Genomic DNA, 12390 nt, shown 5'->3' on the forward strand with positions numbered 1-12390 from the left:
GGGCCTTGTTGTTTTCACCGACGGCGCGGAAACCTTACCTGCGCTTCCGTTCGGCCTTGTTGGGGGCGCCGCGATGCGCAGGTTTCTCCGTCTCGTTGTTCAGCGACAAAGCTATCGGCTCCACCGGCGCGCCGATATACCCAACCAGCTTCTGCCGCAGATCATTGATGTCGCCCAGCCGATCCATCACACCGCCCACCTCATGCACGATCGAGGCAGTGAGCAGGCTGAACAGGCTCATGAAAGCACTGTACGTGTGCCACACGCGATCGGCCTCGGCCATCAGTACATGGGGTGTCAGCTCGCGCGCCCAGTAGCACTCCGAATCGGTGATCAGCACCAACGGAATGCCGCGTTTGGACGTTTCCTCCGCTAGCAGGCGGAACTGTCGGAAATAGCGGCGCACGTCGATCAGCACCACGCAGCTGTGTCGCGTGGAGTCCAGAAGCATGTCGATGTAAGCGCCGTCGCTGCCGGAGTTGAAGCTCACGCGCGGCCGCAGTTGCTGGAGCATGGTGGCGAAGGCCATGCCGAGGAAGGCGCCGTGCTGGAAGCTCGCCACCGACACACGGTCGGCGGAAATGAGCAGCTTGGTGATGGCCTTCCATTCCTTGGTGCCAGCCAGCGCGTGAATTTCGGTCAGCGCGCGCATCTCGGCCTGCAGGTGCGCGGAAACCGTGTCCGGGCCACTGGAGTTTTCCGCGATGCGGTACAGCTGGCGCCACGTGCCATCGCCGCGCAGCTCCTCCTTCAGTTCGCCAAAGCCTTCGTAGCCAAGCGTGCGCAAGAAGCGCCCGACGGTCATCGGGCTGACCCCGACGCGCTTGCTCAGTGAGGCGGCCGTTTCGAAAGGCAGGTCGCGCGGGTGTTGCAGGAGGTAACTGGCGATCCTTTGTTCGGACGCAGTGAAGACTTCCCACTGGTCCTTGAGTTTCTGCTGGAAATCCTTCGTCGTCATCGTCTTCCGCTCAGCGTGACGGCATGGCAACCATGCCGGCATTGTCATCCTTTTCCACGTGTCCCAGTCGCAGGGCTACCGCATACAACAACGCCGCGGCGACCAGTGCGACCGCCCCGATCACCACGAAGAACCAGCCGTGCGACAGCGGCGTCCATAGCGTACCGAGCGCGCCGGCCAGCAGGTTGCCGAAGAAGCCGGCGAAGAACCAGGTGGCGATGCTGGTGGCGCGCAGCCCCTCCGGTGCCATGCGACCGAACAGACCCAGTCCCACCGGCAGGATATACAACTCGCCCAACGTGAACATGACGAACCAGGCGACCAGCCAGCCCCAATGCGCGCGCACGCCATGTGCATTCGACCAGCCTGCGACTGCCCCTAGCAGCACATAAGACAGTGCCACCACGGCCGCGCCGAAGGCCATCTTCTTCAGCCAGGGCGTCTCGATCCCGCGCTTGGCCAGGCGCGTCCAGCGCGCCACCAGCAAGGGCGTCGCGGTGAAGACGATCAGTGAATCCAGCGACTGGAACCAGGTCATCGGAATGCTCCAGGTCGCCGTGACCTGGCGATCGATGCCTTCGTCTGCCCACAATGCAATGGTATTGCCGACCTGTTCGTAAGCGCCGCGGAAAATCACCACGATGGCGGCGATGCCAAGCAGAAAGCCCATGCGCTTCAGGATCGAATGATCGTGTTTGGGATGCGGCGCTTCGGCCGTTGCACGCGGCGCTTCGGGCGGCAGATGCTTGCTGCCGGCGAGATAGATCACCAGCGACACCACCATGCCGATACCCGCGGCGGCAAAGCCGTAGTGCCAGCCCAAAGCTTCGCCCAGGGTGCCGCACACGAGCGGCGCGAGAAAGGCGCCGAGATTGATGCCAACGTAATACACGTTGTAGGCCGTCTTGCTGCGCGGATCGCCGTGGCGGTAAAGGCCTTCGATCTGGCTGGCGAGGCTGGGAAGGAAAAGCCCGTTACCCAAGGCAATCGTCGCGAGGGCCGGGTAGAACAGCGACTCCGACGCCATCATGAAATGGCCCAGGGCCATTGTGGCGCCACCAATGATCACGGCGTTGCGCTTGCCCAGCCAGCGGTCGGCGACGATGCCACCGAACACCGGTGTGAAGTACACGAATGCCGCGTAGGTACCGTAGATCAGCGACGCATGATCCTGCGCGATATCCAGCCGCTTGGTCATGTAGTAGACCAGCAGGGCCCGCATACCGAAGAACGAGAACATCTCCCACATCTCGGTAAGAAACAGCACGGTGAGGCCGATGGGATGGCCGAACCAGTTGCGTTCCCGGGGCCCTGCGACAGTCGTGGTCATGCGTTGCCTTTGCTCAAAGAGGAATCAGGCCGCTACCGGCCCGCCCCAGACAGTTTCCGGACACCAGATGTGGCCGTCGTGGTAGCTCACGGCAGGCGTGCGGTCTGCCGAAAGATAGATCGGTCCGTCCAGATCCACCACTGTGCACAGCGAGCCGATGACGAAACCCGGTGCCATGGACCAGGACGAGCCGCCCATATTGCCCACCATCAGCTTGAAACCCATCTCCTGCGCCTTGTGCGCGAGGATCAGCGCTTCGGTCAGGCCGCCACATTTGTCCAGCTTGATATTGATGACCTGGGCGCGGCCGACGGCCAGGCCGAGATCACGGTGGTCCTGGATGCTCTCGTCCAGCGCAATCGGAATCGGGCAGTCCAGGCCATCGAGCCAGTCTTCCTTGCCCACCGGAAAGGGCTGCTCGACCACGGCCACGCGGGCTTCCACGAAGGCCGGCAAGACGCTCGCCAGTGTTTCGCGGGTAAAGCCCTGGTTGGCGTCGATCATCATCCACGCATCGGGGCAGGCGGCCCGCACGGCACGAACGCGTTCGGCGTTCAGGGCGTCGTCGGTCAGCTTCAGCTTGATCGCGCGGACGCCTTCGAAACCGCGCGCTTCGGTCGCCATCACCTCCGGCTCGTCCGCACCCAGCGTGAACGTGGTCAGCAAGGGGCGGGGCGGTTCCATGCCGGCGAGCTGCCATACCGGCATGTCGCGTTGCTTGGCTTCCAGATCCCACAGGGCCGCATCAATGGCATGCCTGGCGCCACCGGGGGGAAGGAGCTCGAGGAGCTCCTTCCGGGTGATGCCATGCTCGAGGGTGGGGCGCAGGGCCTCCACCTGTTCGAGCATCGTGTACGGCGTGTCGTGCTTGTAGTACACACCCAACGCTTCACCGACACCGACGTGCGTGCCATCCTGCAGTTTCACGACCAGCAGGTCGTTGTGCGTGAAGGTGTAGCCGGTGATATGGAACGGATGGATCAGAGGAACCTTTTCGACATGTGCGCTGAGCTTCATGGTGTCCTCGATCAGAAGCGCACGTTGAAGCTGATCATGCCGAACACCACGATCACCCAGGCCAGGTAAAGCGCCGCGATCGCAAGCAGGATCTCGCCGATGCGCACCCACTTGCTGCGACGGGCCGGGTGCAGCGTACGAACCGTATGCACCACGATGGCGATGACGCCGAGCAGCGCGATGACGCACAACACATACAGCAGCAGCATCCACGGCGCGGCCGTGCCGTGAAGCATCAGGTTCTCGTTGGCGGACGTGGCGGCGATCAGTGCAAACCAGCCCACCACACCCACCGCCAGGCTCACGGCGCCCAGGCGCGACAGCAGGCGCGAACGACGCAGTTCCTGCGGCAGGTCCAGTGTGCTGCGGTAGTGACGACGCATCCACCAGCCCGCAAACCAGACGATCAGTGCAGCGAAGACCACCAGCAGCGACAAGCCACCCCACTGCAGGACCGTGCCCATGCTCCTTGCGTTGGAGACGCGCTGGAACAGTTCCACGCCCGGGATGAAGTCGGTGGCGAAGTGGCGGATGCTGCCATCTTCGTTGACGACGAAGTTGAGGCTGTTCTTGCCGTTCACTTCGCGGTACTGCAGCGGACCCACTTCGCGCCAATGCAGCGGCTTGCCGGCGTAGTCGACGAACATCGGCACGGAGATCTCGCCGTTCTCATCGGCCGACACCTTGATCTGGGTCAGCAGGTAAAGCATGCGCAGCGCACTTTCATTGCGACGGCTGACTTCGTATGTGCCCACCACGCGCGCGGCATCGGCCTTCGCGGTGGAGAGCGTCGGCTGCTCGGGCGCGGCCTGCGGGAAATAGCGATCCAGGAATGCATGGAAGATCGCCGTACGCACCATCAGGACGCCACCGCCTTCGTGGCTGCCGGCGCTGTTGAACGACATGAAGACGCCGACGTTCTTGTCGAGCAGCAGGTGCAGGTCGGTATGGAAGACGACCGTGTCACCGCCATGGCCGATGATGCGAAGGCCGTTGCGGTCTTCCTGGTAGAAGCCCAGCGCAAAGCCGGGCAGACCCGGTGCGGCGGTGTACTGCGGGCTGTGCATCTCGATGGCGGTCTTGTCATTGAGAATGCGCTTGCCGTCGTACTGGCCGTTCTGCAGGTGCGCAATCATGAAGTGCGCCATGTCCACGGCCGAGCTGGCCTGCGAGCCGGCCGGTGCCGGGTTCACGAACTCGAACGGCTGCGGCTTGCCATCGGAGGCGCTCTTGTACGCCTTGGACATTAGTGGCGCGAGATCGGCCGGCAGCGGCTGATCGAACGACGAATGCTTCATGTCCAGCGGATCGTAGATGTGGTGCTTGATGTAGGCGTTGAATTCCTCGCCCGACACGCGCTGCACGATATAGCCGGCCAGGCCGCAACCGTAGTTGGAGTAGGCCACCACTTCGCCCGGCGCAAAGATGCGGGCCGGAATATGCGTCTTGAGGTACTTCTCCAGGCCCACTTCGTCTGCGGTGGCCGGCAGCAAGCCGCGCGCCACTTCCTCGAAGCCGCCGGTATGCGTCATCAGATGGCGCAGCGTGACCGGCTTGCCGTTGTACGGCGGAATCTTGAAGTCGAGGTATTCGTTGACGTCTTTGTCCAGATCCAGCTTGCCTTGCTCGACCTGCTGCATCACCGCCGTCCAGGTGAAGAGCTTGGACGTGGAGCCGGTGCGGAACAGCGTGTCGTCCGGCGAAACCGGCGTGCGCTTTTCAAGATCCGAATAGCCGAATCCCTTGGCGTAGATGATCTGGCCATCCTTCACCACGGAAATCACGCCACCGGCGATATCGCTGCGGCGAATGGCGAACGGCACCATGCCGTCAAAGAACGTGGTCAGGTCTTCGCGGGTCAGCTCCGGCGTCGTGGCGACGTTGCTGACCGGTGCCGGTGCATTGGTGGACGTGGCCGGTGCGGGAATGGGTGTGGGCACGGTCGGTGTCTGCGCGATGGCGGTGCTCGCGGCCAGTGCCGCGAACAGTGCCACCCAGCGCTTGGAGAAGCGGTTCATGCAATCACTCCTGAAAGAAGGGCGAGCTTAGAAATCAACGCTGGCGGAAATGCCGATCGTGCGCGGTGTCTGGTACGACGCCTGGTAAGGACTGGCCGTCGGATCAAGCGTCAGAGCGGCTGTGGACGTGATGCCGCGCTGGTTGGTCAGGTTCTTCGCGTACAGCGTGACCGTCCAGTTCGCACGGTTGACGCCTGCTTGCAGGCCGATGTTGCTATAGCTCGGCAGGTGGATGCGTGGCGACGGCACGGCGTTGAAGTCCGACTCGCGCGAGCCGACGTAGCTGTAGTTGCCGCCGACGAAACCGGACCAGCCTTCACCGAGCGGGAAGTTGTAGTCCACGCCCAGGTTGCCGTTCCACTTCGGCACGTAAGGGAGCGTGTCGCCCTTGTAACCGTACAGACCACCCGGCGGTGTGTCGGCCTTGAGTTCGGCCTTGGTGTACGTCGCGTTCGCCCAAAGCGTCAGGCCCGCGACCGGCGAGTAACGCCAGCTCGCTTCCAGGCCTTCGCTCGAAGCCTTGCCGCCGTTGCCGAGGAAGCTGAAGCCGCCCGTCGACGTGGTGAGCTGCACCTGTTTCCAGTCGATGTAGAAGGCCGCCAGCTCCACGCTCATGCGGTGTTCGAGGAACAGCGATTTCAGGCCGAGCTCGTAGCTGGTGAGCTTGTCGGGACCGAAGCTCAGCGGTGCCCCCAGCCCCGGCGGCACGCCGACGTTCGGGCCGCCCGGACGGAAGCCGGATGCGATGCGCAGATACGTCATCGTGTCTGGCGTGATCTTGTAGCTCGGGCTGAAAAGATATGTCGTTGGGTGATCCTTGCTGCGCGTCTGGAAGTCGCTCGGTCCCGTCAGCGCACCGTCGCCCGTCTGCTTGTAGGTCGTGTCATCACTGCTGTAGCGGGCGCCGACCTGCACGCTGAGTTTGTCCGTGGCATGCCAGGTCAGGTCGCCATAGCCGGCCCATTCGGTGAACTTGGCCGGACCGATGGCGAGGCTGGCAAGCGTGGGCAGCGCAATGGGCGTGCCGGTCAGGGCGTCGAACGACATGACGTCCTGGGTGTCGGTGGTTTTTTCCTGCGTGTAGAACACGCCGACTCGCCATTCCCACGCCTGGTCCGTCGGCGACTGCAGGCGCAGTTCCTGGGTGGTCTTGTTCAGTGCGATGCGCTGGGCGATGGAATAGCCGCCGTTATCGATGCCGAAGGCCGGGTTGAGCAGCGGGCCATAGGCCTGGGTGGCGTCGACGTTTTCGTTGAGTCGCAGGGTGCCGTAGCTCGTGGTGGAAACCAGTTTGGCCCAGCCGAAGTCACCGTTGATCGACAAGTCGTACAGGCGGTATTTCAGCTTGAACAGGCCGGTGCCGGCGGCGCGCCACTGCTTGTCGTCGCCATAGATCGGACGCAACGTGTTCGGGTCGACATCGACGCCACCGTTGCCGATGCCATCGCTGTTGAGGTTTTGCGCCAACGCGGAGAGACGGACGTTCCACATGGCGTTGGGCGTCCACAGCAACTGCGCGCGCCCACCATCGACCTTGACCTCGTTGACCTCTTTGTCACCGGTGTTGACGTTGTCGATGTAGCCCGGGTCAGTGCGGCTGTAGGCATTCACGCGCAAGGCCAGCTGATCCTTGATCAACGGGACGTTGCCCATGGCACGCACGCCAAAACCGTTGCCGCCGCCATCGACGCTGCTGGCGTCGGCGCTGAGCCGGCCACTGGCCTGCGTGGCATCCGGTGGCGTGGAGACGAACTTCACCAGGCCACCGAGAGTGTTCGAGCCATACAGCGTGCCCTGCGGGCCGCGCAGAACCTCGATGCGCTGCAGGTCGCTGGGGTCGATGTCCGGCGTCAGCACGCTGCCGGCCGAATAGACCGTGCTTGAGCCGTACGGCGAATCGTCGATGTACGTTCCCACCGTGGCGTTGGGCTGGCCGCTGCCAGAGGTGATGCCGCGCAGCACCAGCTGGGTCTGGCCTTCACCGCTGGAGATGAAGTTCATGCCCGGAATCTGCGTGGCGTAGTCGGCGAAATTCACCGCATGCTGGCGCTCCAGCTGCGTATCCGACATCACCGACACCGCCATGGGCACGTCCTGCAAGCGCTCGCTGCGCTTGTTGGCGCTGACCATCACCGTGCCCAGTTCCACGGGTTTCTTGTCAGGCGACGTGGACGTTTTCGCGTCCGTCGACTGGGTGGTTTGCGCCTGCCCCTGGGCGCTGGTGGCTGCTTCGTCGCCGTCGCCCGGATAGGCATGGGCGGCGAGCGGTCCCATCAGGACCACGGCGATGGCAGTACAGATATGACGGCGAACGAACGGCGAACGAACGTTATTCACGACACCTCCCCCCGGAGATAGTGACAAGCCTTTCTCCATTGGTAGCACGCTACCATTTGGTAGGTCAATGGTAGGTAGCTATCAGTTATCGATCCGGGCCGGGGTCACGGTGGTGGGTCACTTGGCCGCGGCAAGGGGCGACAGTAGGCTGGGGCGAACAAGGGGGGAGCCATGGCTGATCGGTACGACGGATGGCGCCGGATGGCGGCTGTGGCGGGGCTGTCCGCGTGGATGCCGCTTATGGTGCATGCGGCGGAGCCCAGGCCCTCCTGCAGCAAGGAATGGATGGACGCCGTCTTTGCCCACATGGACAGGGTCGAAAGCGACGCCCGGAAAGACGGGAATCATGGCTTTCCCGAGTTTCGCGCGTACAACGCGTGCCGCCGGGCGCACGGCCTGCCGCCAGAGCCATCCTTCGACCACGCTCTTGCCTTGTTCTCATTGGCCGAGCGGTACCACTTCGACGTCGAGGCGAGGATTCAGGCGCACTGGGAACGGCCACGTTCCGTCGCCCATCGGGACTGTCGGGTGCGAATCCAGCAGCTTCCTGGCGGCGAGGTCATGCGCACCGAGTTCGATGCGGGCTGCCCCTACAACGAAGCCGAACGCCAATCCCTTGTCAGGGCCGTGCAAAGCGGCAGCCCGATGCCGTATGCCGGCTATGAATCCATTTTTCAGCGCGTCGTGGAAATCACCGTGCACGGCGACGACCCGATCCCGGGCATCCTGTAACGGGTGCATGGCAGTCCTTGCCAGGAGAACTCACCGTGTCCAACCGATGGCGCAGATCATTGCAGTTAGTCGTCGTGGCCTTGCTCATGGGTGCCAGCGGTGGATTCGGCTATTACGAGGGTATCGGGAAGGGTGCTGCCATCGCCGGCTATCTGGACAGCCAGAATCGAGTCGCCAATGCGATCAGCGATGTCCATTATTCGACGGAGGCCCTGCAGAAGAACGACCCAGGGCGGCTCAAGACCCAGGTATCCATTAACCTGCGGTTGGCTCTGTGGTCCCTGGCGGCAGAATCGCCGAACGGCACGGCACCCGCCTGCACGGATAAAGAGCGCGAAAGCCTGAGTGAGGCGGCCCACTACATTGCAGCCCATCCCGACCCGAAGCTCTTCGGCGATCCACCGATTGCGCGCGGCTTGCTCTATTGCAGCAGCCATCGGGGCTAAACCCAAACGCGGCGTCATTCGTTAACATCGCCCGAGCTTCGACGAGTCAGGGGACTCCTTTCATGCAAAAGATTGCCGTGTCGCGGACGGGCGCGTCGGTGGGTGAGTTGTTGCTTGGCGCGTTGCGCTACCCCTTGCGAGGCACGGCACTGGTGACGTGCCTGATTCTGGCGGGCGTCTATCTGGCAACGGCCCTTCCTGGCCTGCTCGGCCGACTGGTGGCCCTGGCGTTCTGGGTAATGTTGTGGCGTTACGGCGCAGCCTGCCTGCTGCATGCGGCCAACGGCTATGCCGACCCGCCGGGCATGGGCGTCGAAGAAAGCACGCGCGTGGGCGTGATCCTGACCGTGATCCACCTCGTGGTCGTTGCCTGCGCGACGGCCGGCGTGGTCTACAACATCCCATCGATGGTGGTGCTTGCCATGGTGCTGGGCTTTGCGTTGCCGGCCATCGACATGTCGCTGGCCTTCGACGGGGATCTTGCCACAGCGCTGAATCCCGTCACCTGGTGGCGAACGATGGGGCGCTTCGGCTTCCACTACTTCATTCCGCTGGGTTTGAACCTGCTGACCTTTGCGCTTGTGGTGCTGGTGTCGACGTGGATGCGCCTGCACTTGCCGGCAGTGCTGGCATTGCCGCTATACGGTTATGCCGTCGCTTGCCTGGTCATCATGAATTTCCAGCTGATGGGAGCGATGGTGCACGAGCAGCACGAAGATCTTGGGATGCAGCCGGAGGCGGCCGTCATAGCCCAACGCAGCGGGCAGGATGCCGACGATCTTTTTGTGGTGCGGATGGATCAATTGGCGGAGACCGACCCCGAGGCCGCGCTCGACCAGTTCGTCGCGCGCCTGCAACATCGCGCGGCACCCGCGACCATCCATCGCGCCTACCGGGATCTGATGCGCAAGCGGGGCATGCGTGAAGGATTGATGGTGCACGGGCAGGTCTGGATCGCTGCGCTGGTGGCGAATGCGGAGGAACGGCGCGCGTTGGGTGTCGTGCAGGAATGCCTTGAACTCGATGCGTCGTTTATCCCGGATGATCCGGTGACGGCGCTGCCGCTGATCGATCTGGCCTCGCGCATCGGCATGTCACAGCTGGCGCTCCAGATGTCACGCAGCTATCTCCGGCAGTGGCCCCATTCGCCGGAAACGCCGCGGGTGGGATTGCTGGCAGCACGCCTGCTTGGCGATCAACCCAATCGCGGCACGGAAGGCGTGGTGTTGCTGGGCAAGCTGATGCGCGCGTTTCCGGAGGACCCCTTGCGGCCGGATATGGAAGCGCTGGCCAAGCGCCTGTCGGGCTGACATCCCCAAAAGAAAACCCCGGATCGCTCCGGGGTTTTCTGCATCAGGGCGTGCCGCCGGCCCGGATGAGTTCCATCACTTCGTAGCAGGCGCCCATCGTGTGGTAGTCGGTCTTGCCGGCGGGACTCTTCTCGTCGCTGTACTTGCGGTTATCCACCGTGAGGATGCGATACCACGCTCCGTGCTGGTGGTCGACGAAATGCTTCCACGAGTACTCCCAAAGCTTTTCATACCAGGCGTCGTACTTCGCCTGGCCCGTGCGCGCATGGAGCAGGGCGGCAGCGGCAAGCGACTCGGCCTGCACCCAGAAGTACTTGTCGTCATCGCAGACCTTGCCATCGGGCGCGAAGCCGTAGGCCATGCCGCCATGCAAGTCGTCCCATGAACGCTCGAGCGCGGTGTCGAACAGATGCATGGCCGTAGGCACGATCCAGGGCTCCTCGCGATTGCGTTCGAGCAGGAGCGGCTCGAGGATCATCAGAAGTTTCGCCCATTCCGTCTGGTGACCGGGCTGGAATCCCCAGGGGCGGAACAGGTGCTTGGGATCGTCGAGGTGGTAATTCCAGTCGACGTTCCACTGGGTGTCATAGTGCTCCCACACCAGGCCGTTGGCCTTGGCGGCCTGGCGGCGCGTCATGTGATCGGCCAGGGTCAGCGCGCGATCCAGGAAGTACGGCTCGTCGCTGGCCTGGTACGCCGCCAGCATCGCTTCGCACATGTGCATGTTGGCGTTCTGGCCGCGGTAGCCGGAGAAGTTCCAGTGTTCGTCGGCCTCATCGCGGTAAAGCCCGGCGTCCGCATCCCAGTAACGCAGCTCAAGCAGGTCCCAGGTTTCATCCATCCAGGCCCGCGCTTCCGTGATGCCCGCCTTCAACGCAGTCGAATAGGCGAGCAGGACGAAGGCGACGCCGTAGCAGTGGTTGGTGCGGTCCTCCTGCTTGCCGTCGCGAATGGTCCAGGCATAACCGCCGGTCTCGGCGTTGCGGTGAACTTCGCGCAGGTAACGCAGGCCGTGGCGCGCAGCGGCGAGGTATTCCGCGTTGCCGAATTCGCGTGACGCCATCGCGTAGTTGAAGACGAAGCGCGTGCTGCTGACGAGATGGCGATGGCCGTGGTCGTAGATCGAGCCATCATCCCTGAAATAGTGGAAGAAGCCGCCGTCGGGATCGATGCAATGCGGATGATAGAAAGCCATCGTCCGCTCGATATGCTCGCGCAGGAACGTGATGGTGCGAAAGGCGGGGAGCGAGGCGTCGGTCATGCCTGGGTATCCATGAAAGCAAGTACTTCCGTCTCGTTAGGCATGGCCGCAAAGGAGCCCAGGCGAGTGACGGTGAGGGCGCCGCACGCAGCGGCGAAGCGCAGCATGGCGTGCAGGCGCGGCATTTCGGCGACAAGGCGATCGAGTTGGTCGGCGCGGTTCTCCTGTGCAGCCAGACCGTGCAGCAGGCCACCCACGAAGGCATCGCCCGCCGCGGTGCTGTCGACCGTCGGCACGTGGTACACCGGCATTTCGCCTTCCGCGTCAGGATGGAACCAGCGCAAGGCACGCGCGCCATCCGTGACGATGAGCAAACGCGCGCGGCCCTGCCACAGGCGTTCAAGCACGGCATCCTGGTCTCCTTGTGCGAGCCAGTGGAGTTCCTCGGCGCTGAGCTTCACCACGTCTGCCAGCAGCAGCGCCGGCCACACGAGCGGGCGCGCATCGACGTCTGTTGGCCACAACGCTGGCCGCAAGTTGAGGTCGAAACTCACCCACGCACCGGCCGCATGCGCACGCCGCATGCCTTCGCGCGTGGTCTCGGCGAGCTGGGCGTCCGTCATGCTGTTGGAGCAGACGTGGAAAACCGCTGCCTGGCGGAAGCTTTCGTCGTTGAAATGCTCTGGCCGGAACAGCAGGTCGGCCGACGGCGGACGATAAAAGGTAAAACTGCGTTCACCATGTGCATCCAGTGCGACGAAGGCGAGGGCGGTGTTGGCTTCATCGGTGCGCGCAACGGCCGACGTATCGACCCCGGCGTCGCCCAGACTGTGCAGCAGCATGTCGCCGAACAGATCCTTGCCCAGCATGCCGGCAAAGGCGGCCCTGCCGCCCAGGCGCGCGACGGCCACGGCGACGTTCGCCGGCGCGCCGCCAGCGAAAGGGATGAAGCTGCGCGGGAAGCCGTGGTTGTCGCGGCCCTCGCTGTGGAAGTCGATCAGTGCTTCGCCGAAGCACAGGATATTGCGTGACATAACGATC

Annotated in this window: 10 protein-coding genes; 3 read left to right on the plus strand and 7 right to left on the minus strand. The window is 63.5% G+C overall.

The window, feature by feature from the left end:
• Positions 1-34: 34 nt before the first annotated feature.
• Genes EYV96_RS14025 through EYV96_RS14045 form a run of 5 tightly spaced genes read right to left on the minus strand, consistent with a single transcriptional unit; the run spans position 35 to position 7660 of the window.
• Positions 35-958, minus strand: a complete 924-nt coding sequence (locus EYV96_RS14025) for a MurR/RpiR family transcriptional regulator (protein ID WP_240732559.1) — start codon at positions 956-958, stop codon at positions 35-37.
• Between the two features lie 10 nt (positions 959-968).
• Positions 969-2288: a peptide MFS transporter gene (locus tag EYV96_RS14030; protein ID WP_131152157.1), complete on the minus strand. Its 1320-nt coding sequence runs from the start codon at positions 2286-2288 to the stop codon at positions 969-971.
• A gap of 24 nt (positions 2289-2312) precedes the next feature.
• Positions 2313-3305, minus strand: coding sequence for a dipeptide epimerase (locus EYV96_RS14035; protein ID WP_131152158.1), 993 nt, complete (start codon positions 3303-3305; stop codon positions 2313-2315).
• A gap of 11 nt (positions 3306-3316) precedes the next feature.
• Positions 3317-5323 carry a serine hydrolase gene (locus EYV96_RS14040; RefSeq protein ID WP_131152159.1) on the minus strand — a complete coding sequence of 669 codons (2007 nt, stop codon included), beginning with the start codon at positions 5321-5323 and terminating at the stop codon, positions 3317-3319.
• Positions 5324-5350: 27 nt separating this feature from the next.
• Positions 5351-7660 (minus strand): TonB-dependent receptor, encoded by a 2310-nt coding sequence (locus EYV96_RS14045; RefSeq protein WP_240732561.1) that lies wholly within the window; start codon positions 7658-7660, stop codon positions 5351-5353.
• Between the two features lie 171 nt (positions 7661-7831).
• On the opposite strand from EYV96_RS14045, the gene EYV96_RS14050 reads away from it, so the two are divergent.
• The 3 genes from EYV96_RS14050 (at position 7832) to EYV96_RS14060 (ending at position 10148) form a co-directional block, all read left to right on the plus strand.
• Positions 7832-8392 (plus strand): energy transducer TonB, encoded by a 561-nt coding sequence (locus tag EYV96_RS14050; protein ID WP_131152161.1) that lies wholly within the window; start codon positions 7832-7834, stop codon positions 8390-8392.
• A 35-nt stretch (positions 8393-8427) separates the two neighbouring features.
• Entirely contained in the window at positions 8428-8838 is a 411-nt protein-coding gene (locus EYV96_RS14055) for a hypothetical protein (protein ID WP_131152162.1), read from the plus strand.
• 62 nt (positions 8839-8900) lie between these two features.
• Complete coding sequence (locus tag EYV96_RS14060; RefSeq protein WP_131152163.1) at positions 8901-10148, plus strand: hypothetical protein; 1248 nt, start codon at positions 8901-8903, stop codon at positions 10146-10148.
• A gap of 43 nt (positions 10149-10191) precedes the next feature.
• Here the strand turns inward: EYV96_RS14060 and EYV96_RS14065 are convergent, their stop codons facing one another.
• On the minus strand, positions 10192-11409 hold the full coding sequence (locus tag EYV96_RS14065) for an AGE family epimerase/isomerase (RefSeq protein WP_131152164.1): 1218 nt from the start codon (positions 11407-11409) through the stop codon (positions 10192-10194).
• The gene (locus EYV96_RS14070; RefSeq protein ID WP_131152165.1) at positions 11406-12383 is read right to left on the minus strand and encodes a carbohydrate kinase family protein; all 978 of its coding nucleotides are present in this window, start codon (positions 12381-12383) and stop codon (positions 11406-11408) included. Before EYV96_RS14070 ends, EYV96_RS14065 begins: the two co-directional genes overlap by 4 nt.
• Positions 12384-12390 lie beyond the last annotated feature (7 nt).

Source organism: Dyella terrae (assembly GCF_004322705.1).
Taxonomy (GTDB): Bacteria; Pseudomonadota; Gammaproteobacteria; order Xanthomonadales; family Rhodanobacteraceae; genus Dyella_D; species Dyella_D terrae.

Bases quoted from the DNA above. Each gene is read 5' to 3' on its own strand.
- EYV96_RS14025 (WP_240732559.1), bottom strand. From the start codon at position 958: ATGACGACGAAGGATTTCCAGCAGAAACTCAAGGACCAGTGGGAAGTC.
- EYV96_RS14030 (WP_131152157.1), bottom strand. From the start codon at position 2,288: ATGACCACGACTGTCGCAGGGCCCCGGGAACGCAACTGGTTCGGCCAT.
- EYV96_RS14035 (WP_131152158.1), bottom strand. From the start codon at position 3,305: ATGAAGCTCAGCGCACATGTCGAAAAGGTTCCTCTGATCCATCCGTTC.
- EYV96_RS14040 (WP_131152159.1), bottom strand. From the start codon at position 5,323: ATGAACCGCTTCTCCAAGCGCTGGGTGGCACTGTTCGCGGCACTGGCC.
- EYV96_RS14050 (WP_131152161.1), top strand. From the start codon at position 7,832: ATGGCTGATCGGTACGACGGATGGCGCCGGATGGCGGCTGTGGCGGGG.
- EYV96_RS14060 (WP_131152163.1), top strand. From the start codon at position 8,901: ATGCAAAAGATTGCCGTGTCGCGGACGGGCGCGTCGGTGGGTGAGTTG.
- EYV96_RS14065 (WP_131152164.1), bottom strand. From the start codon at position 11,409: ATGACCGACGCCTCGCTCCCCGCCTTTCGCACCATCACGTTCCTGCGC.
- EYV96_RS14070 (WP_131152165.1), bottom strand. From the start codon at position 12,383: ATGTCACGCAATATCCTGTGCTTCGGCGAAGCACTGATCGACTTCCAC.